General features: G+C 41.2%; 21 protein-coding genes. 10 read left to right on the top strand and 11 right to left on the bottom strand.

The annotated features are described in order from the left end of the window. The first annotated feature begins 2 nt into the window (after nt 1-2). The gene (locus tag ABIB50_RS17260; RefSeq protein WP_429381632.1) at nt 3-3,758 is read left to right on the top strand and encodes a DUF3857 domain-containing protein; all 3,756 of its coding nucleotides are present in this window, start codon (nt 3-5) and stop codon (nt 3,756-3,758) included. Between the two features lie 29 nt (nt 3,759-3,787). Here ABIB50_RS17260 and ABIB50_RS17265 read toward each other — a convergent pair whose 3' ends face one another. Continuing rightward, nucleotides 3,788-4,432: a hypothetical protein gene (locus tag ABIB50_RS17265; protein WP_429381634.1), complete on the bottom strand. Its 645-nt coding sequence runs from the start codon at nt 4,430-4,432 to the stop codon at nt 3,788-3,790. A gap of 19 nt (nt 4,433-4,451) precedes the next feature. Between ABIB50_RS17265 and ABIB50_RS17270 the strand changes: the two genes are divergently transcribed. Together ABIB50_RS17270 and ABIB50_RS17275 are read left to right on the top strand one after the other, a co-directional pair. Beyond that, nucleotides 4,452-5,435, top strand: a complete 984-nt coding sequence (locus ABIB50_RS17270) for a YihY/virulence factor BrkB family protein (protein ID WP_429381636.1) — start codon at nt 4,452-4,454, stop codon at nt 5,433-5,435. 128 nt (nt 5,436-5,563) lie between these two features. Continuing rightward, nucleotides 5,564-6,751 (top strand): aspartyl protease family protein, encoded by a 1,188-nt coding sequence (locus tag ABIB50_RS17275; protein ID WP_429381637.1) that lies wholly within the window; start codon nt 5,564-5,566, stop codon nt 6,749-6,751. Nucleotides 6,752-6,757: 6 nt separating this feature from the next. On the opposite strand, the gene ABIB50_RS17280 is transcribed toward ABIB50_RS17275, so the two are convergent. Beyond that, a complete protein-coding gene (locus ABIB50_RS17280) occupies nt 6,758-7,027 on the bottom strand; it encodes a hypothetical protein (RefSeq protein WP_429381639.1) in 270 nt (89 codons plus the stop codon). A gap of 202 nt (nt 7,028-7,229) precedes the next feature. On the opposite strand from ABIB50_RS17280, the gene ABIB50_RS17285 reads away from it, so the two are divergent. From ABIB50_RS17285 to ABIB50_RS17305, 5 genes are all read left to right on the top strand, one after another. Further along, entirely contained in the window at nt 7,230-7,919 is a 690-nt protein-coding gene (locus ABIB50_RS17285; protein WP_429381641.1) for a collagen-like triple helix repeat-containing protein, read from the top strand. An 83-nt stretch (nt 7,920-8,002) separates the two neighbouring features. Next, nucleotides 8,003-8,872: a glutamate--tRNA ligase family protein gene (locus tag ABIB50_RS17290; protein ID WP_429381643.1), complete on the top strand. Its 870-nt coding sequence runs from the start codon at nt 8,003-8,005 to the stop codon at nt 8,870-8,872. A 115-nt stretch (nt 8,873-8,987) separates the two neighbouring features. Then, complete coding sequence (locus ABIB50_RS17295; protein WP_429381645.1) at nt 8,988-9,797, top strand: SDR family oxidoreductase; 810 nt, start codon at nt 8,988-8,990, stop codon at nt 9,795-9,797. Between the two features lie 121 nt (nt 9,798-9,918). Further along, on the top strand, nt 9,919-10,569 hold the full coding sequence (trmB, locus tag ABIB50_RS17300) for a tRNA (guanosine(46)-N7)-methyltransferase TrmB (protein WP_429381647.1): 651 nt from the start codon (nt 9,919-9,921) through the stop codon (nt 10,567-10,569). 6 nt (nt 10,570-10,575) lie between these two features. Continuing rightward, the gene (locus ABIB50_RS17305; protein WP_429381649.1) at nt 10,576-10,908 is read left to right on the top strand and encodes an MGMT family protein; all 333 of its coding nucleotides are present in this window, start codon (nt 10,576-10,578) and stop codon (nt 10,906-10,908) included. Between the two features lie 54 nt (nt 10,909-10,962). Here the strand turns inward: ABIB50_RS17305 and ABIB50_RS17310 are convergent, their stop codons facing one another. Genes ABIB50_RS17310 through ABIB50_RS17325 form a run of 4 tightly spaced genes read right to left on the bottom strand, consistent with a single transcriptional unit; the run spans nt 10,963 to nt 13,273 of the window. Further along, nucleotides 10,963-11,736: an exodeoxyribonuclease III gene (locus ABIB50_RS17310; RefSeq protein ID WP_429381651.1), complete on the bottom strand. Its 774-nt coding sequence runs from the start codon at nt 11,734-11,736 to the stop codon at nt 10,963-10,965. A gap of 37 nt (nt 11,737-11,773) precedes the next feature. Continuing rightward, on the bottom strand, nt 11,774-12,166 hold the full coding sequence (locus tag ABIB50_RS17315) for a hypothetical protein (RefSeq protein WP_429381652.1): 393 nt from the start codon (nt 12,164-12,166) through the stop codon (nt 11,774-11,776). Nucleotides 12,167-12,225: 59 nt separating this feature from the next. After that, entirely contained in the window at nt 12,226-12,924 is a 699-nt protein-coding gene (locus ABIB50_RS17320; RefSeq protein WP_429381654.1) for a peptidylprolyl isomerase, read from the bottom strand. Nucleotides 12,925-12,928: 4 nt separating this feature from the next. After that, on the bottom strand, nt 12,929-13,273 hold the full coding sequence (locus ABIB50_RS17325) for a hypothetical protein (RefSeq protein ID WP_429381656.1): 345 nt from the start codon (nt 13,271-13,273) through the stop codon (nt 12,929-12,931). Nucleotides 13,274-13,409: 136 nt separating this feature from the next. Here ABIB50_RS17325 and ABIB50_RS17330 point away from each other — a divergent pair, with 136 nt between their 5' ends. Together ABIB50_RS17330 and ABIB50_RS17335 are read left to right on the top strand one after the other, a co-directional pair. After that, nucleotides 13,410-13,745, top strand: a complete 336-nt coding sequence (locus ABIB50_RS17330) for a hypothetical protein (protein WP_429381658.1) — start codon at nt 13,410-13,412, stop codon at nt 13,743-13,745. 109 nt (nt 13,746-13,854) lie between these two features. Beyond that, the gene (locus ABIB50_RS17335) at nt 13,855-16,356 is read left to right on the top strand and encodes a TonB-dependent receptor (protein ID WP_429381660.1); all 2,502 of its coding nucleotides are present in this window, start codon (nt 13,855-13,857) and stop codon (nt 16,354-16,356) included. Between the two features lie 56 nt (nt 16,357-16,412). On the opposite strand, the gene ABIB50_RS17340 is transcribed toward ABIB50_RS17335, so the two are convergent. From ABIB50_RS17340 to ABIB50_RS17360, 5 genes are all read right to left on the bottom strand, one after another. Beyond that, a complete protein-coding gene (locus ABIB50_RS17340; protein WP_429381662.1) occupies nt 16,413-17,105 on the bottom strand; it encodes a peptidoglycan DD-metalloendopeptidase family protein in 693 nt (230 codons plus the stop codon). A gap of 6 nt (nt 17,106-17,111) precedes the next feature. Then, entirely contained in the window at nt 17,112-17,483 is a 372-nt protein-coding gene (gene rbfA, locus ABIB50_RS17345) for a 30S ribosome-binding factor RbfA (RefSeq protein WP_429381664.1), read from the bottom strand. A 71-nt stretch (nt 17,484-17,554) separates the two neighbouring features. Further along, nucleotides 17,555-17,923 (bottom strand): hypothetical protein, encoded by a 369-nt coding sequence (locus ABIB50_RS17350; protein WP_429381666.1) that lies wholly within the window; start codon nt 17,921-17,923, stop codon nt 17,555-17,557. 8 nt (nt 17,924-17,931) lie between these two features. Next, nucleotides 17,932-19,161 (bottom strand): FtsX-like permease family protein, encoded by a 1,230-nt coding sequence (locus ABIB50_RS17355; protein ID WP_429381668.1) that lies wholly within the window; start codon nt 19,159-19,161, stop codon nt 17,932-17,934. A 78-nt stretch (nt 19,162-19,239) separates the two neighbouring features. After that, nucleotides 19,240-19,878 carry an MBL fold metallo-hydrolase gene (locus ABIB50_RS17360; protein WP_429381670.1) on the bottom strand — a complete coding sequence of 213 codons (639 nt, stop codon included), beginning with the start codon at nt 19,876-19,878 and terminating at the stop codon, nt 19,240-19,242. Nucleotides 19,879-19,920: the final 42 nt, after the last annotated feature.

Here is a 19,920-nt window from a genome sequence, read left to right on the forward strand (position 1 = left end):
TTATGAAAATTTTTACTCCCTTAAAATCTGCAGTTTTACTGTTTTTACTTTTTTTCTGCAATCAACTTTTTGCACAAACTACTTTACAAAATGCCTGGCAGGCTTTTTTTGACAATAACCGAACAAACGCCCGGGCATTATTTACCACAGCCTCGGCCCAACAAGAAACCGCCGGCGAAGCCTATTTGGCATTAAGTCTTTTGGCACAAATGGACAAACCATCGGCAGAATCCTTTGGATATTTTAAAAAGTTTTACAGCCAAAGCACCAATCCCCAGCCATATATTTTTGCGCTGTGGACCACACCTTCGGTCAACGAGTCGTATGGCAAAAAAACAGCTGATCAACTGGATTTTTTACGCGCGCTAACTCAACGTAAAGATTTTGACGGAACTATTACTGCCATGGCTTACTCCATGATAGGTAATCATTATCAAAACAGTAAACAAGCTATTTTGGCAGATAAGGAATTTAGTAACGTGGGTTCGATAGACAACTGGGCCATAAGTGCTAATTTTGAAAATATTTCAACCAGTGGTTTTGACAAAACCTATGAAACGTTAACGCATCCGGAAGATAACGCATCGTTTAAAAATAAAAAAGGAGTTAATATACCATGGCATACTGTACCCTACTTACGCCATGACAAATGGTTTGATTTTACTTATTATACCGATGCTTACAGCGCCATTGTATTTGCACAAACTTTCGTTAAATCTGACACCGAACAAGAAGCACAATTACGTATAGGTGTATCTGGTTCATTAAAAGTTTGGGTAAATGACCAGCTGATTATAACCGAAGCCGAAGAGAGGAATAACGACATTGATACCTACATACAATCAATTAAGCTGCATAGTGGCTACAACAGGGTGCTTGTGCAAATAGGTGAGAGCTATGCAGACCGATCTAATTTTTTAGTACGCATAACTGATAAGAGCGGACATGCACTGCCAAATATGGTTTCTACCGCTAAATGTCAGCCTTATACAAAAGAGGAGAAGTATATATCGCAAAAATCAGAACAATTTGCCATAGCTTATTTTGAAGAACAGCTTAAAAAGAACCCTAACGACTATCTTTCGCAATTGCTATTGGCCCAGGCCTATCTGTTAATAGATAAAACATTTGAGGCTCGCCAGGTAATTGAGCCGCTATCAAAAAAATTCCCTAACAGTACTTTTTTAAACGGGATGCTTTTAGAGCTTTTTGCCAAAATCAAAAACAGAACCGGACAAGAAACTGTAAAAGAAACCATCAAAATGGCCGATCCTGAAAGCAGTATCGCATTAACTTTACGATATAATGAATTATTTGATCAGAAAGATTATGCAAAAGCAACCGAAATTATTAATCAGATTGAAAAACTTTATCCTTACCGGGATGAGTTTATTTTATCAGCAAGGTTAAGTATTGCCGATAATAATAATGCTACGCAAGCCGAGGTTATAAAACTTGCCGAGGCCGGATATGTAAAATATCCTGACAACCATAATTTTATGAGATACAAGTATCTTATTGAAACAAACCTTAATAAAGACGTACCAAAAGCTATCGAAGTAATAAAAAAATATGTAGATAATAATGATGCTTACTCGGACGCCGAAGATTTGGCGGATGCCTATTTTAATATGGGTAAGGCAGCCGCAGGATTTAAGGTTTATTTAGACGAGATCGCCTTTGACCCTATTGGCGTTGGTATCTACGCAACACTTGCCGACCAATACTACAAACAACAATTATATGCCAAGGCCGAAGAAAAATACTTAAGCTGCCTGGGCATATCATCAACTACAGGCAAATATTATACGGCGCTTGCCAAAATATATGAGGCCACTAATCAAAAAGAAAAAGCAATACAATATTATCAAAAATCCTTGCAATTAGATCCTACTCAATATGAATCGATTAAACTGTTAAGAAAATTAAGCGGGAAAGCCGAAGTGTTTAGTTATTTCAAAGAGCCGGATATAAATGCGATGGTAAAGAACGCTCCAAAAGCATCAGACTATCCGGATGACAATTATGCCATACTGGACCAGGAAATACAAAGGGTTGTGTATGAAAATGGCGGATCGGAAGACAAAAGATATGTGGTTATCAAAATATTTAATCAAAAGGGTATTGAAACATGGAAAGAATATTCCGTGGACACAGACAATGAACAAAGTTATACTATTGAGGTTGCTGAGGTTATAAAAGCTAACGGCACTAAAGTACCGGCAGAAAAGAATGATAATAACCTTGTGTTTACTAACCTTGAAATAGGCGATGTGATTAATATAAGATACAAAACCGGAAACTATTATAAAGGTACGCTATCATCACATTTTTGGGACTCTTTTTATTTTACCAAAGGATGCCCGTCGGTTAATTTAAACTACTCGCTGTTAATTGATAAAAGCAAGCCATTTAGTTATAAATTTTCCGGAACAGCTATTGAGCCTGAGAAAAAAACTGTTGATGAATTTGAGTTATATACCTGGAAAACCAATAATGTTAAAAGTATAAAGCCCGAAGATAAAATGCCCGCGTTTGGTGATGTTGCCAATGTGCTGTACATTACTTCGATACCTGATTGGAAATATATCTCAAACTGGTATAATGACCTTGCATCCGCGAAAGCGCGGACCAATTACGAGGTGAAAGCAGTGATGAATGATTTGTTTGGCGATAAGGCTAAATTAACCGACCTGCAAAAAATCGAAAAAATATATAACTATATAACTGGTAATATTAGTTACAGTTCTGTATCATTCAGGCAAAGTGGTTTAATACCTCAAAACCCGGCTGATGTAATTAATACCCGTATAGGCGATTGTAAGGATGTATCAACTCTTTTCGTTACTATGTGTAAAGAGGCTGGTATCAAAGCCCAGCTTGTATTAGTTAAAACCCGCCAATATGGGCTTAACAGTATGGTATTGCCAAACATTGATTTTAACCATTGCATAGCCAAAGTAAACCTAGACAACCAGGATTATTATATAGAACTAACTTCTAAATATTTACCATTCCAGTCTATATACAGTCAGTCGTTAAACTCATCAATGCTTGATATTGGCAACGCACCAACCTCATCAGGTATTAGCTATCTTAATCCTGCTAACCGTAAAAGAAATAATATTATCAGGTTCTCTGATGTAACTTTCAGGGGTAAGGATATGATAGTTAATGAAAATGCTATAGAAACAGCTGCTATGGCCGCCATTCTTAAAGCGTTTTATAGGGACCTATCGCCTAATGATCAGGTTAAAAAAACCAAAGAAGCGTTCTCAAGTCTATATCCGGATAATGAAGTGAATGAATTGAAATTTAAAAATATTGATAACCCGACTGCAGATACAGTTTATGTTAAATTAAATTATGAAATAAAAAATACAGCCAAAGAAATTGCAGGCATGTCGATATTTTCATTGCCATGGTCCGACAAATTTTCAGCAGCGCTTTTCCAGGTTGCATCACCACGTACCAGTGGTATTGATGTAAGCCAATTGTTTAGTATGGATAGCGAAACAGAAACCATAACCCTTAATTTACCAGCCGGAAAAACAATTGTCGAGACGCCAGTAGCCGTAAATTTAACATGCGACATGATGGAGTATAGCCTGTTACCCAAAATGCAAAATAACAAACTGGTTATAACTCGTAGCTTTAAGTTAAAACAAGATCATATCCCGGTTGATAAAGTAGCCGAGTTTAATACCTTTTTCAAAAAAGTTGTTGAATCTGACACCAAAGAACTTGCAATGAAATAAATCATTTTTACCGCCGGTAAACACTAAATTTAATGGCTGTTCATCGGCGGTACGAACGACGGATAGAATTTCTGGATGATATACTGTTGTGGTATTTCGGTATCGTGGTGTTTTTTGCCGTAGTTGTTTACAAAAATCTCACGGCTATCGTTTTCATTTATGGTGATAGAAAACAGCAGGTCATAATCATCTTCGGTTAATTCTGTAAAAGGCGGCGTAACGCCCAGTTCGCTTATAATTGGCATAATATCTTTATACTGTGCTACTATCAATACATTAGTGCCCTGAAAATTGCGGGTTATCTTTTTTATAAACGCGCTAACGCTATCCGTATAAACCCGGGCCAGTATCTTAGCTTTTGCCGATAGCGGCTCCACTGTTTGCCCGGCCGCTTTACCTGCCGGTATATAAATTGTCTGTATTTTTTCGTGTTTTAATACCTTTAATAAAGCTTCGGCGCGATCATGCCCTAGGTTTGACAGGCCTGGAGAAGTATTGTTGGCTGCCAGCACGGCCTCGCTTTGTTCGGCAATCCTAACAATAAATATATTGGTTTTTTGTGCACGGGCACTAAAATTGCTAAGTAGTAATACCGTTAATATTAATTTAAAAAAGCCGTTAAAAGCATTTAATTGTTTCATGGCAATATGCGCGGGGCTATTTAAACCGTACATTACAAATATATTTTAATTTATGATAAGAATTTTCAGGAAAGCCTACCTTAAAAAGATCTGGAAAATTTTAGCAGCTACATTTAGTGGTTTTATTGACGACAATGGCTTGAAATTAAGTGCCTCACTGGCTTACTATACTGTTTTTTCTTTAGCGCCACTGTTAATTTTGGTGATATCTTTAGCCGGTCTTTTTTTTGGAAATGACGCTGCTGCTAACCGTGTGTATCCACAAATTGCCCAATATGTTGGACCGACTGCGGCTTCACAGATACAGGAAATGTTAAAGAGCCTGGCCTTTTCGGGCAAAACAGGTATCGCTGTAATAATCGGTGTTGTCACTTTATTAATAGGTGCCAGCAGTATATTTGTTGAGATACAGGATTCAATCAATATTATTTGGCGGGTAAAAGCTAAACCAAAAAAAGGATGGCTTAAATTGCTTCAAAACAGGTTTTTGTCATTCTCACTTATTGTAAGTTTGGGATTTTTATTGCTGGTTTCGTTAGTGATTAATTTCTTGATGGACGCCTTAAGCAAAAAGCTGGTGCACTTTTTACCATATGTTACTAATCTGTTATTAAAAGGCATAAACCTTGGCATTACGCTGGTTGTGATCTCTACTTTATTTGCTATCATATTTAAGGTACTGCCTGATGTTAAAATAAGGTGGAGAGATGTACGTATAGGCGCTGTATTTACCGCGCTTTTGTTTATGCTTGGGCAATATTTAATTAGCCTATACCTGCAATATGAGGCCCAGACATCAGCCTATGGCGCTGCAGGTTCCCTTATTCTGCTTTTACTTTGGATCTATTATACCGCAGCAATATTGTATATCGGGGCAGAGTTTACAGAAGTATATGCCGAAGCTATCGGCTGTAAAATAGAGCCGGCAGAATATGCGGTATTTGTAATACAAACAGAAGTTGAACATGTTGTAAAAGTCCTGCCCCCGCAAAATCCAGATATTAAGGGAGAGCTTGAAACGCCCGAAAAGACTTAATTGGCTACTTAAAAAAATTATTACGCTAACATAACCGTAATAATTTTTTAATTTTAGTATCCAATTATAAAATTTTGCACCAACCGCTAAAAAATATTAAGTGCTATTGTATTGCAGGGTTAACAGGCATGCTATGCTTTTTTTGCCTTACAGCCAATGCTCAATATTTTACGCTTGATGGCGGCCGGAGCAAAACTATCCCTTTTGAGCTTGTACGCAATTTGATAGTGATAAAAGTAAGTATCAACAATAAAGGGCCATATAATTTTGCTTTAGATACCGGCGTAGGCTTTATGCTGATAACCGACCCTGCCTTATTAGACTCGATTAACATCCCCAATAAACGCAGCATAAAAGTAAATGGCTTTGGCGACGGGCCGGGGTTTGAAGCCTATCTAACCCCTGAGTTAAAAGTTGATATCGACGGCTTGGTAAGCAATAACGTAAGCGCTGCAATATTTAAGAAAGACGCGTTTGGCCTGTCCAACTATTCTGGCAGGCCCATACACGGTTTAATAGGGTTTGAGTTTTTTAGCCGCCTGGCGGTTAAAATTAGTTTTACTGATAGTACCATGCGCGTATCGTTACCTAAAAATATGCGCTTTTACAGGCGGGCTACCAAAATCCCCATAAGCATTGAAGATAAAAAGCCCTACTTTACAACTAAAGTAGTTTTTGCAGACGGATCAGAAAAGCAAAGCAAATTAATAGTTGACCTGGGGGCCGGGCATTTTATCTCGCTGGAAAATGTTGCAAATAAAGCTACCATCCAAAAAAGGTTTGTTAATGCTAATTTGGGAATGGGCATAAACGGCCTTATAAGCGGCACATTAAGCAGGATAAAAGAAGTTGCGTTAGGAAACTATAAGGTTAAAAATGTCATAGCAGCTTTTCCGGAGGATGAGGCACGCACCCGTGCTTTAAGTGTACCACGCGACGGAAACTTAGGCATTGGCCTGCTTAAAAAGTTTGACCTGATAATTGATTACCCTGATAGCGTGATCTATTTAAAGCCTGGGCCCAATTACAGGAAAAATGAAGAGCATGATATGAGCGGTTTGGTTTATTTTGCTGATGTACTGGATGACCTGCAACATATCATCATATACCAGGTAGATCCAGGGTCAGCAGGTGAAGCAGCCGGTTTACAACCTGACGATGAAATTGTGGCGATAAATTTCAAGCCCGTCTCGCCTTTATCCATGCAACAAATTGATGAGCTCTTCAGATCATCAGACGGGCGCATTCTTATCCTGGGTATTTTTCGAAACAAAAAATATCAAAATGTAATGCTTACTTTGAAACGCAGAATTTAAACGCCGTTATTTAAGCTGGCTTATGTTTTCAAAAAAAGCTGCTTGCAAATCAAGCAATGAGTGCACACTCACTTTTTCGCCATACATATCAAAACATAAAAACTTTGAACTTTTAGTGTCGCCGTCTTTGTTTCTTTCAAAAAAATTAAATGTTTCAAAAAAATAATGGTTAGTTGTAACCTTATTTCTTTTATCGGTTTGCGATGCATTTAGCCTGAAACCAATGGTATCTATCCAATTATGCACTTTTGCGTGCAAGGTGCGTATATTATTCATGGGTTAAATGTTTCTTAACAAACGAAAAAAAAGAAAGTATGTTTTAACAAAAAAGCCTCAATTATAAACAGATGTTAACTATTGCTTAATCGCGCATGTTAATTTTATATAACAAAAAGAAAATAATTTACCGTCGGCACAATCATTGAAACTAAAATGGTTTATCTTGCGTAAAAAACGTCACTATTCCGCATACTATATCATGAAGGTCAGCTATATATTACCCTTTTTTTTGTTTGTTATAATTAGCTTAAATGCTTGCAAAAGTTCAAGTGATCCGGGCCCGGCAGGGGCTACCGGTGCCACAGGGCCGGCAGGAGCAACCGGGGCTACCGGCGCAGCAGGTGCTGCAGGGCCCGGTGGCCCGCAAGGTGTAGCCGGGGCTACGGGAGCCACAGGGGCAAATGGCACAAATGGTACGGTAGGCGCAACCGGGGCTACGGGCGTAACAGGAGCAACCGGGGCAACAGGTGCAAATGGAAGTGACGGGGCTACCGGCGCAACCGGGGCTACAGGAGCAACGGGGCCATCTACATCAGTAGCTAATTATTTATTTACCAACCAAACTGTATTTTTAGTAGGCAACACGCGCTTCTTGGTACCTGCAATTACCCAGGCAATTGTAAATCAGGGCATAGTTTTAGTATACTTCAGAAACACCGGCACCACAACATCCTGGAACCCATTACCCTATAACGAATCTGGCAATACCTTAAATTTATTGGCCTATGGGGTTGGATATATAGATCTGAAAGCAAACTTTACATCACCCGGCTTAGATATAAGGGTAGTTATAATAGCTGGTACATCACTAACCAATTTGATGTTGCATAACCCGGGGCTTAACCTAAATAATTTCGAACAAGTTGCAAAGGCCACCGGCATTAATTAAAAAACTGATCTCTATATAATGCTAAGGCTCCCGAAAATTCGGGAGCCTTTTTATTTAGCATCATTTAACCTAATTTGGCGCTAATGCAAACCAACCCCATCTATTTTACCAGAACGCGCATAGCCCCTACGCCAAGCGGATATTTACATTTAGGTAACGCACTGTCGTTTGCATTAACCGCAGCCTTGGCTCGCAAATCGGGAGCAAAAATTTTACTCCGGATAGACGATCTGGACCAGCAGCGCGTAAACCTAAATTACCTACAAGATATTTTTGATACCCTACGCTTCTTAAACATCCCCTGGGATGAAGGGCCGCGTGATCTGAATGATTATAATGCCGGCTGGTCGCAGTTGCACCGGATGGAGTTATATAAAGAAGCATTGGAGCAATTAGCCGATCAGCGCGAAATATTTGCCTGCCAATGCTCAAGGGCGCAATTGCAGGATGGCATTTATCCCGGCAGTTGCCGTAACCGTTCTATCCCCTTAGACACACCCGACATTGCCTGGCGCTTATATACCGACGAAAAAGAGTTGGTTATTAAAGCCCTCAATAAAGGTATTATAAAAGCACGGTTAGCAGATAACCTAAAAGATTTTGTGGTGAAAAAGAAAGACGATTTCCCGTCATATCAGCTGGCTTCGTTAATTGATGATCTGCACTTTGGCGTGGACCTGGTAGTGCGTGGTAAAGATCTTTATCCCTCCACTATAGCTCAGCATTATTTAGCAGAAGTATTGCAGCAGGATAGCTTTAAAGACATCACCTTTCATCATCACCCTTTATTAATGGCAGGAGGCGATAAAAAGCTATCCAAATCTGCCGGGGCTACTTCTATAAAGTATTTACGCGATGAGGGTAAAAGCGCCGGGGATGTTTATGGTGAGATAGGCCGGATGCTGGGCATTGAAGGGTTGCAAAACTTTGAACATTTCGTAAACCTGGTATAACCATATATTAACTCAAAACAACATTCTGCAATAAAAATCACCTCATTTACACCGCATTATTTATATTTGGAAGCACTTTAACCTTCAGGCATTTAATTTATATCAACAACAGCAAATGAAAAAAGTAATTTTGGTAACAGGGGCTTCATCGGGCATTGGCTTAGCCAGCGCCACCGCATTACATGAAGCCGGACACACCGTTTATGGCACTACCCGTAACCTTGCAAAAAAGGTAAACGTACCCTTCAATTTAATTGAACTGGACGTAACAGACGATGCTTCGGCTAAGGCTGCTGTTGATAAAATAGTAAAAGCCGAAGGAAGGATTGACGTGCTGGTAAACAATGCCGGTAACGGTATTGCCGGCCCTGCTTACGCCATGCCGGTTGATAAAGCCAAGCAACAATTTGAAGTTAACTTTTTTGGTGTGGTACGTATGTGCAGCGCAGTTATACCCGAAATGTTGAAGAACAACAGCGGTATTGTGATAAACATAAGCAGCTTAGCAGGCTTATTTGGTTTGCCTTACCAAAGCATGTATGTAGCATCAAAATACGCTGTAGAGGGATACTCTGAAAGCATGCGCATGGAATTAAAAAAAACCGGTATAAAAATTACCACTATTAACCCGGGCGATTTTAAAACCGAGTTTACCGGCAGCCGCGAAAAGATACCTTTTACGGTTGATAACGAAAAACTAAAAGCTAATTACGATGTAGCCATAGCTAGCATTGAAAAAGACGAGAATGCCGGTGCCGACCCAATTGCTATTGGTAAACAACTGGTTAAAATAGTAGCTAAATCAAACCCCGCACACCAATACCTGGTTGGCGCTATTGGCCAAACCATTGCAGTTACTTTAAAGAAAGTATTACCGATAGGTGTGTTTGAAGGCTTGATGGCTGACCATTACGGGATAAAATAACAACAAGTATAATACATTCTTTCATTTCGAACGAGTACAGGGAGAAATCTTGTATGAGCTACAATTAGCGTGGCGCTTAAGATTTCTCCATTCTGTTCGGAAATGACATATTTTTTGAATTGTGGGAAAAGATAAACTAAGACACTTTGCCGAGATAGAAACGTTCGACAACGTTTTACAACTGGATGCAGGGAAGCCTTATAAGGGCCAATGGAGCAACAACTTTTTTAAGAACGATAACCCGGTGGTGTTGGAGCTGGCCTGTGGTAAAGGCGAGTATACCGTAAACCTTGCCGTGATGTTTCCGGATAAAAATTTTATTGGGATAGATTATAAAGGCAACCGCATTTGGCGCGGTGCCAAAACGGCTATAGAGGATGGGGTAAATAATGTAGCCTTTATAAGGATGCAGATAGAAACACTTACTGAATTTTTTGCGCCTGGCGAGGTTGATGAGATCTGGATAACCTTTCCCGATCCGCAACCACAACTGAGCCGTGAGAAAAAGCGGCTGACTTCACCAAGATTTTTGAATATGTATATCGAGGTGTTGAAACCGGGTGGCTGCGTTAACCTTAAAACAGATAACGATGGTTTTTACGAGTATACTGCCGAAAAAATAAAAGAGTTAAACTTAAAGGAACACGTTAACACGGCCGACCTGTACAAGTCTGAATATGCTGACGAGGTATTATCCATCAAAACCTACTACGAAAAGAAATATTTAAAGGATAATAAGAATATTAACTATCTTAAATTCTCATTTGAATAAGCCGTTATGCCCGATTATAACTTTTATGATAACGTTTACGACGTAGCCCGCCAGATCCCTGCGGGCCGCGTAACATCATACGGTGCTATCGCCAGTTATTTGGGTACAAAAGGATCGTCAAGGATGGTGGGCTATGCTATGCAAGCCTGCGGCAATGCCAAGCCGCCCGTGCCAGCGCACCGGGTTGTTAACCGCCAGGGATTATTGACTGCCAAGTTCCATTTTGGCGGCGATACCATGCAGCAGCTGTTGGAAGCTGAAGGTGTAACGGTTAAAGACGATCAGGTACAGGATTTTAAAACCGTGTTTTGGGATCCTGCGATAGAACTTGCTCTATAGAAATCAGAATGACAAAAAGAGCATAAGGCTTCCGCTATTGTTGCCCTTCAGGGGTTAGGGGCTAAACTCCAACTCCAGCAACATCGGGCAATGATCAGAATGCTTTGCTTCCGGTAAAATTGCTACCCGTTTAATATTATCTTCCAATTCCTTACTCGCCATAGCATAATCAATGCGCCAGCCTAAGTTTTTAGCGCGGGCGTTAAAGCGGAAACTCCACCAGGTATAGTTGTGCGGCTCTTTGTTTACATGGCGGAAGGTATCCACGTAGCCCGACTCGATAAAATTCTCCATCCATTCGCGTTCTTCGGGTAAGAAGCCGGATGAGTTAGCGTTTGACTTTGGGTTATGGATATCAATAGGACGATGGCAAATATTATAATCGCCGCAGATAACCAGGCGCGGATGAGTGACTTTTAACAGGGTAAGATATCTTCCAAACTCATCCAGAAAACGAAACTTAAATGCCTGTCTTTCCTCGCCGCTTGAGCCTGATGGGAAGTAGACACTCATTACCGATATCTCATCAAAATCAACACGAATGTTGCGGCCCTCGCGGTCGAAATCGGGAATGCCGCAGCCGTACTCGATATGGTTTGGTGTGCGTTTGGTTAAAATGGCGGTACCGCTATAACCTTTCTTTTCGGCCGGGAACCAGTAGTGCTCGTAGCCTAAAGCCTCAACCAGGTGCAGGTCGGTCAATACATCAGGCGTAGCCTTAATTTCCTGCAGGCAAATTACGTCGGCATCAGTAGCCTGTACCCAGGCCAGCCAGTTTTTATTTATCGCAGAGCGGATACCATTAACGTTGTAGGTGATTATCTTCATGTCGGTGTGATTTAGGATTTCGGATGTTCTTTCGGATTTAAGTTATTGTGCTAAAGTCTTCTTCATCAAGATTGAAAATTTCTTTTTTGTCTTCAAATTGATTATGAAAGGCTGGGTAGATTTCAAGTTTAACATCGTTAGTAAATCGGCCTAAATGCACCATGTCAAACACCCTGTCAAATTCGAAAATAGTTTTAGACTTTAAATTGTAAAAGTTAATACTAAAATACCAGCTATATTTTGAAACGTTATTGTATTTCACAAAGAATAGCCGACTAGTGTTTTCTTGATAAACGAAGTTGTCCACTATACAATTTTTTGAAATAAAGTCTGTTCCCAAAGAAATGTCGCCTATCCACGGCCCACCCATATTTAAAATCTGGTTAGCATTAGAGATTGTTAAATCAAGCCCCTGAACTATTATTTTCATGTCGTTGTGATTTGGCTATTTTAATTCCGAAATCGAACATCCGAAATTCGAAATAAAATCTACAGCCCCAAAAGCTTATCCAAATCCTTACACTCACCTTTTGATAGCACGGTAACTGTCATCGGCACATTTTCTAAGGGACGATCGTGCCCATCTTTTTTAACGGCAGCTATACGGTCGACCATATCAACGCTGGTAACTACTTCGCCATAAACGGTGTAATTTTGGTCAAGATGTGGCGCGCCGCCGACGGTTTTATAAATTTCACGTTGTGCGGCAGGTATTACCCGGCCTTTTAAGCGTCCTGCAATCAGCTTATCCAGGTCCTCATCGGTAAAGCGTTTGCCTTCTACAATATAAAACTGGCAGCCGCTTGATGCCTTAGTTGGGTTGTCATCGCGCGCGGCTGCTAATGCCCCGCGTTTGTGGAAAAGCGACTCATAAAACTCGGACGGTACGGTATAGCCAACATCGCCGTTACCTAACTCGGCACCGGGTTTGTTTTTGCTCGTGTCGCGCGAATCGGGGTCGCCGCCCTGGATCATAAAGTTTTGTATCACTCTGTGGAACAGCGTGCCGTTATAAAAACCTTTTTTGGCCAGCTTTATAAAATTATCGCGGTGCTGCGGGGTTTCGTTATATAAACGGATGATCACTGCACCATTAGCGGTGCTTATTTTTACGTATTGATTCTTGGGCGGTTTGGCAAAAGCGGTTACCGTAAATAGTATAAATACAAGCGTAAAAAATCTTTTCATATCGTTAATTAATTTCGTCCTCAAAATAGTTAATTATTAGTGATTTTAGTACCATTTCCTGCTCTAATAATGTGTAGTTAGGGATTACTTTTACCAGTTTCCAGTGCGGCCAGCCATCCTGGTCCAAACCTTCCAGCTCATAAAAGCCCATCATGCTAAATAATTTGCAGTTTGCAATATGCATCAGTTCTTCTTTTTGGCGCTTGCTAAACTTGCGCGGGCCCTGCCCCAACTCCTGCACGCCAATTAAAAATAGCATTACCTTAACATCGGGTATATCGCTGTCAAAATCCTCAGCTATGCGCTGCTGTAACTCACTCCATTTCTTGTTGATCTCTGCCGGTGTCATACCGGCAAATATACATTGCCGGCGGTGCTATTTATAGACAAAATGCAATTGGTATTGCAACATTATTGCTTTTGCTTATTGATTTTACATTTTAATGCTTAATTTTGCGGTAGATTTAAAAAAGCACCTGCTTATTTTGAAAAGGAACAAGGCAAATATATTTTACTCGTGGCTGTTATTGGCCTGCTTTATAGCGGGGCAATATACTGTTTATACTCACCAGCATAAAATTAATGCCAGCCAAAGTTCTAAATCGCATGGCGTAGCTAAAAACCTATCGCGCACCATAGTTCAGGAAAAATGTTCGGTATGCGATGCTATGCACCATACAACCGCGGTAATTAACCACGTTACTTACTTTAATCCCAATATTGTTACAAAGCATTTTTACAGGGTTTATAACTACGATTTTGTAAGTATTGCCTTAGTATTATCAGCCGGGCGCGCTCCGCCGGTTTTAGCATCCTGCTAAATTATAATTTGACGATTGTTTTATCGTTCAAAAAGTACCCTAACAAATTTAAGCGCAACAAGTACGCAATTCTATTAAAAGAGTGCTGTACTCAAAACATAACTTCACAATGAAATTCCATATAAAATTAATAGGCCTGCTGTTTATCCTGCTGGCAAATACTACACTTACCAAAGCGGAAGAACCGGAACCGGGAACAATAACAGGTACGGTAACTGATAAGAAAGATGGCTCGCCCATTATAGGTGCCACTGTAAGCGTCCCCGACCTAAAAACCGGCACTGTTACCGATGCTAACGGGAAATACACTTTAAGTCATTTATCAAAAGGGATCTATATTGTCCAGGTTAGCTATGTGGGCTATTCCAGTGTTACCCAACGGGTAGATTTTTCGAAAGCGACAGTATTAAATGTACAGCTGCAAACCTCGTTCATAGAAGCCGGCGAAGTAATTATCACCGGCGTAAGCCGCGCTACCGAATTAAAACGCAGCCCTATACCAATGGCTGCTGTAGGTAAATTGTATATCGATCAGCACGCCGCATCCGGCAACGTAATTGATATGATAGCAAGTCTGCCGGGCGTAAGCGCGGTAACTACAGGCCCTAATATTTCTAAGCCTTTCATTCATGGTTTGGGTTATAACCGGGTTATTACGCTGATGGACGGCATTCGCCAGGAAGGCCAGCAATGGGGTGATGAGCATGGGGTGGAGGTCGACCAAAACTCGATAGACCGTGTGGAAGTAATAAAAGGCCCCGCAAGTTTAACTTACGGGTCGGATGCTATTGGTGGTGTGGTGAATTTAATATCGCCGCCGCCGGTGCCTGAAGGAACTATTTCAGGATCTGTAATGGGGACATATGGTACCAACCAGGGGTTGTTTAATAATTCATTACGGTTGCAGGGCCATAATAATGGTTTGGTATGGGGGACGATCCTGTCGGCCAAAGAAGGTAAAGCCTACCAGAACCAGCACGATGGCCGCGTATTCGCTACCGGTTTTAAAGAAAAAGATGCACGGGCTATGATTGGCCTTAACAAAGCCTGGGGATACTCTTATTTCAACGCGTCGTTATTTGATGACCAGCAGGCTATCCCCGATGGCAGCCGAGATGATGCAACCCGCCAGTTTACCAAGCAGGTTACAGAGGGTGATGCATTCAGGCCTATTGTTTCTCCGTCCGAATTAAACTCGTACAGCATCCCTGCATTGCACCAGCATGTGCAGCTTTATCGCATTTATAACAACAGTAATTTCATCCTTAATAATGGTGCAAACTTATTTGTGAATTTAGGTTACCAGCTTAGCCACCGGCGGGAATATACCCACCCGGAAGATGCGACAACTGCGGGCCTTAACCTGCATTTAACCACTTATACTTACGACTTTAAATACAACCAAACTTTTGGCGACGATTATGAAACAACCTTCGGTTTAAACGGGCAATACCAAAACAATACAATCGGTGGCGCTACTGATTTCCCGATACCTGCATATCACCAGTTTGATATAGGGCCATTCGCGGTTATTAAAAAGAGTTTTGGCAAGCTGGACCTATCCGCCGGTGCGCGGTATGATTACCGGTCGTTTAACGGACAAGCGGCTTATATCGATACTTTAAGTGCCAAATATCCGCAGTTATATACGGTTGGGAACACATCCACTACTGGTGTTATTAAACAGTTTGATGCTTTAAGCAAAAGCTTTACCGGGTTCTCGGGCAGCTTTGGCGCAACCTATAATGCAACCGACCGCTTCTTTTTAAAAGCGAACATATCGCGCGGTTTCAGGGCGCCAAGTATTTCAGAGCTTTCGGCTAACGGGCCTGATCCTGGTTCGCAGATCTATCATACCGGTAACAGCTCCTTTAAACCCGAGTTTAGCGTGCAGGAAGATATCGGCGCTTTCTTAACCTTGCCCAATGTATCGGCGAGTGTGGAATTGTTTAATAATGATATCCAGAATTACATTTATCAGCAACAGGTTTTAAACCCTGATGGTAGCGCGGCTATTAATCCTAACTATCCGCAGTATACCATATTTACTTATACCCAAAGTAAAGCACGCATTAATGGCGGCGAGGTTAGCCTGGATATCCACCCGACATCATGGCTGCATATTGAAAACAACCTGGCCCTGACTTATGGCAAAAATTTAGGCAATGGCGGCCCGGTTGCCGACAGCTTGAAATACCTGCCGTTTATTCCGCCGTTGCATTCGCATTCTGAATTGCGCGGTACGTTTGCTAAAGGATTTTCAAAATTTAAGAATGTTTATGCATTTATCGGCCTGGATCATTACAGCGCGCAGGATCGTTTCTTTTCGGCATACGGAACAGAAACCTATACCGCTGGATATAACCTGTTAAGCGCAGGCATAGGCGGCAACCTGGTTAACGCGGCAGGCAGGAAGGTAATTGAATTATTTATCGAAGGCACTAACCTGGCTAACGTAAATTACCAATCGAACATGAGCCGCTTAAAATATTTTGATAACGCTGAAACTGCACCGGGTGTGCAACGCGGCATATTTAATATGGGCCGCAATATAAGTTTTAAGGTGATTGTACCTTTTGAGTTGGCGCATAAAGCGGCTGTGGCTAATTAGTATAGCAGGCAACGCCGGGTATCAATAGCGATGGGTTTAAAACCTATCGCTATTTTTTATTGTGGAAATCCTAATATCAAATTAGGATCAGGAATATTTTCTAACCATTTGTCCTTTTCAGAAAAACGGGCCACGCCCGGATAATCGCCGGTTTTACCTTCCATATCAAACATTAGTTGGAAATGCAGGTGAGGGGGCCAGTGGCCATTTTCTTTAATATCCCCTAAAGTTGCTATCTGTTGATTTTTGCCTATGAATTGCCCGGCGCTTAAGCCATGAAAGCTAACGCGTGATAAATGCCCATAAAGGCTAAACAATTGCAGCCCGTCGAGATCATGCTGCAAAATTATCGTCGGGCCGTAATCGCCGAAATTGTCATTGTCCTGAAAGCTGTGAATAGTTGCATCCAGCGGTGCATAAACCGGTGTACCGGCATCGCCCCAGATATCAACACCTAAGTGCAAGCGTCGTGGTTCGCCGTCAGTGTCAAAGTGCTCGCTGCGGGCATAGATTGTGCGATGTTCCATATAACCACCAATGCCATAGCGGTAATTACATGCGGCAAGTTTATTGTTGATCCATTTGCTAAACTTTTGGCTATCGGTAACGGTATCAAGATCCAGCCCGGTATTGGCTGCGGTGAAATCGAAAGCATAGAGTTTATCTTTGGCCTCGTTATAATCAACTACCTTGCCAATAGCAGTTGGGTTTGCTTTAAGGTAGGCGGTTAGTCTATCAGACGAATTCATCAAAAATTACTCTGTATCCGGCTGTTTCTCTTCCCTGTGTATTTTATCAAAGATTTTATCCATACGATCAACGTATTCGCTGGTATCATCGATAAAAAACTCAAGTTGGGGTATTACCCTTACCTGGTCCTTGATGCGGCTGCCCAGTTTATAACGAATCTCTGAGGCATGCAGCTTTACAGTTTGCAGCGCCTGAGCGTTATTGGCTGTATTAAAAAAGCTTAAAAACACCCTTGCAATTGCCAGGTCGGGTGTAACCCTTACTTTGGTTATGGTTACCATAGTATTTGGTAAATAATTCATCCCTTCGCGTTGAAATATAGCAGCAAGGTCCTCTTGTATTACTCCGGCAAATTTTTGTTGACGCTTTGATTCCATAATTATTTAATTAACGCCAAACAGGCAAATGAGTTTCAATTTTAAAATTAACAAATTAATATTAAGACAGTTTACCTGCAATTAGCAGGTATATCCTTTGTGATGTTTATTAATTTAGTTACCACCAAAGTACTGTCAAAAGCTACACCGGCACCCGATTTTATTTTCTTACCTTCTGCTTCAATATATACCTGCTCACCGTTTTTTTCAAAGCTAATTAATTGCGTGTATTTAAGCTCTAATTGTGCACAACTATCGGCAACCCAAAAATCGGTTTGGGTACCGCAGGGCCGGAAGGTTTTGGCCCCGGGTTCAAAACTGTATAATCCTTTGAAAACATTCGGGGTCCGGGTTTCTTTTTTATCAGCCTTGTGTTTACAGGCTAACATACCTGTTACGATAAGCAACCCTACAAAAACATATCTCACAACTAAACGCATAGCTCAAATTATAAATCCTGTTTAATATCATCCAAACTCTTAACGCTAAGCCCCGCACTTATCCCCGATGCAATAACCGATATAAACATCACCGTTAAAAATACTTCTATAAAATCGCCGTACCTAATATCAATAGGGTAAGCATTATTGGCCACCCCCAGGGTTTCATTAACTTTTACTAAGCCGTAGTGTTGCTGCAATATACAAAATACCAAACCAAGCACAATACCAATTGCGCAGCCAATAAGTGATATCATTAAGCCTTCAAAAAAGAAGATGCGTTGTATTAATTGCTTGTTAGCACCCAGGCTGGTAAGTATGGCAATATCCTTGCGCTTCTCCATCACTAACATGGTTAACGACCCAACAATATTAAAAGCGGCTATTATTACCACAAAGGCCAATATCATAAACATAGCCCATTTTTCGAAGTTAAGGGTTTGATACAATGCCGTGTTTTGCTGCCTGCGGCTCTTTACTGTAAACTGGCTGCCAAGTTTACTTTCTATATCGCTTTGTATGGCGTCAAGGTCGGTGCCCGGTTTATAATTCAGATCGATGTAGGATACGCCAGCAGGTTCTTCAAACAAATCGCGCGTAAACTCGATAGGTACGATAACCAGGTCGTCAAATTCCTGCTGTACGGCAAAGGCACCGGCTGTGTTAATATTGCGCGAGATGAATTCATCGCCCGGGTTTAACGATATGCCGTTACCGCGCCTTGGCGCATAGATCCGTAACGACCGCATCTCGTCATGAATATTAACGGATAAATTATTTTTTACTGTGGCCCCCATAACCGCTAAGGGCCTGCTGTCAAGGTGTAGGGTAAATGAGCCGTCCTGTATAATACTATCCAGGCGCGGGTTCTTTAAAAATTCTTCGCTAACACCCCGTATGTTGGCTATAAAAGTTTTGCCGTTATACTGCACTACTACCTTATCCTCCAACACTTCGGTGTACGAGAATACCCGGGAATCCTGATGTATCGCTTTAAATTGCGATGTATTCGGGTCGAAAGTTTTACCCAACTTTGGCGCTATCCTTATCTCGGGCGAGAAGTTGCTGTACATGTTTAATATGGTCGACTCCAACCCATTAAATACAGACAGCAGTATGATCAATGCCCCGGTACCAATTAAGATCCCCAGCATAGATATCCCGGATATGATATTGATAGCATGCATTTTCTTGGTAGAAAACAGGTACCGCTTAGCTATGTAGATGGACGTGTTCAATTATGTTGTACGTTACGTTATACCTTTTCATGGCGTAAAAGTACGTAAAACGTATAACGTTAAACGTACAACATAACGCTACGTTAAAAAAGGATTATGCAATTTCTCAAAGCCGATAGTCGTTTCGGGGCCGTGGCCGGGATAGATGGTGCAGCTATCTGGCAGGGTTAATAGTTTTTGTTCAATGTTAGCTATCAGCGTTTTAAAATCACCGCCGGGCAAGTCGGTGCGGCCAATACTGCCCCTAAACAGCACATCGCCGCCAATCAACAGGTTAGCTTCCTCATCATGAAAGCATAGATGCGCGGGCGAGTGGCCGGGCGCATATATTAAACTTAAAGTAGTGTTACCAAAGGTTACGGTACCGGTTTCGCCCAAAAAAGTATCGGGCATTGGTGATGGCTCATAGCGGATTCCAAATTGTGGGGCATAACCTGCAACTGCTTCCAGCACCGGCAATTCGCCTTTGTTAAATTGCGGCTTTAGGCCATACATATCAAACACAAATTTATTGCCTAAAACGTGGTCTATATGGCAATGCGTGTTTAATAGCAATACAGGTTTTAAGTTATTATCCCTTATAAAATTTACCACGGCGTTTTGCTCGGCGGCATTGTCCATACCGGGGTCAATGATGGCGCATTCGCCGGTTTCATCATATAAAATATAAGTGTTTTCCTGGAAAGGATTGTTGGAGAGTACTTTTACTGAAGCCATGTTATGTTGTACGTTTTACGTAGTACGTTATAGCGAATTATT

The organism is Mucilaginibacter sp. UYCu711, assembly GCF_050433825.1.
GTDB lineage: Bacteria > Bacteroidota > Bacteroidia > Sphingobacteriales > Sphingobacteriaceae > Mucilaginibacter.

What these genes read in the sequence shown, in the direction of transcription:
- ABIB50_RS17270 (WP_429381636.1), top strand. Translation starts at nt 4,452, where the DNA reads ATGATAAGAATTTTCAGGAAAGCCTACCTTAAAAAGATCTGGAAAATT.
- ABIB50_RS17305 (WP_429381649.1), top strand. Translation starts at nt 10,576, where the DNA reads ATGCCCGATTATAACTTTTATGATAACGTTTACGACGTAGCCCGCCAG.
- ABIB50_RS17325 (WP_429381656.1), bottom strand. Translation starts at nt 13,273, where the DNA reads ATGACACCGGCAGAGATCAACAAGAAATGGAGTGAGTTACAGCAGCGC.
- ABIB50_RS17280 (WP_429381639.1), bottom strand. Translation starts at nt 7,027, where the DNA reads ATGAATAATATACGCACCTTGCACGCAAAAGTGCATAATTGGATAGAT.
- ABIB50_RS17340 (WP_429381662.1), bottom strand. Translation starts at nt 17,105, where the DNA reads ATGAATTCGTCTGATAGACTAACCGCCTACCTTAAAGCAAACCCAACT.
- ABIB50_RS17260 (WP_429381632.1), top strand. Translation starts at nt 3, where the DNA reads ATGAAAATTTTTACTCCCTTAAAATCTGCAGTTTTACTGTTTTTACTT.
- ABIB50_RS17350 (WP_429381666.1), bottom strand. Translation starts at nt 17,923, where the DNA reads ATGCGTTTAGTTGTGAGATATGTTTTTGTAGGGTTGCTTATCGTAACA.
- ABIB50_RS17320 (WP_429381654.1), bottom strand. Translation starts at nt 12,924, where the DNA reads ATGAAAAGATTTTTTACGCTTGTATTTATACTATTTACGGTAACCGCT.
- rbfA (WP_429381664.1), bottom strand. Translation starts at nt 17,483, where the DNA reads ATGGAATCAAAGCGTCAACAAAAATTTGCCGGAGTAATACAAGAGGAC.
- ABIB50_RS17265 (WP_429381634.1), bottom strand. Translation starts at nt 4,432, where the DNA reads ATGTACGGTTTAAATAGCCCCGCGCATATTGCCATGAAACAATTAAAT.
- ABIB50_RS17335 (WP_429381660.1), top strand. Translation starts at nt 13,855, where the DNA reads ATGAAATTCCATATAAAATTAATAGGCCTGCTGTTTATCCTGCTGGCA.
- ABIB50_RS17360 (WP_429381670.1), bottom strand. Translation starts at nt 19,878, where the DNA reads ATGGCTTCAGTAAAAGTACTCTCCAACAATCCTTTCCAGGAAAACACT.
- ABIB50_RS17310 (WP_429381651.1), bottom strand. Translation starts at nt 11,736, where the DNA reads ATGAAGATAATCACCTACAACGTTAATGGTATCCGCTCTGCGATAAAT.
- ABIB50_RS17295 (WP_429381645.1), top strand. Translation starts at nt 8,988, where the DNA reads ATGAAAAAAGTAATTTTGGTAACAGGGGCTTCATCGGGCATTGGCTTA.
- ABIB50_RS17315 (WP_429381652.1), bottom strand. Translation starts at nt 12,166, where the DNA reads ATGAAAATAATAGTTCAGGGGCTTGATTTAACAATCTCTAATGCTAAC.
- ABIB50_RS17285 (WP_429381641.1), top strand. Translation starts at nt 7,230, where the DNA reads ATGAAGGTCAGCTATATATTACCCTTTTTTTTGTTTGTTATAATTAGC.
- ABIB50_RS17290 (WP_429381643.1), top strand. Translation starts at nt 8,003, where the DNA reads ATGCAAACCAACCCCATCTATTTTACCAGAACGCGCATAGCCCCTACG.
- ABIB50_RS17275 (WP_429381637.1), top strand. Translation starts at nt 5,564, where the DNA reads ATGCTATGCTTTTTTTGCCTTACAGCCAATGCTCAATATTTTACGCTT.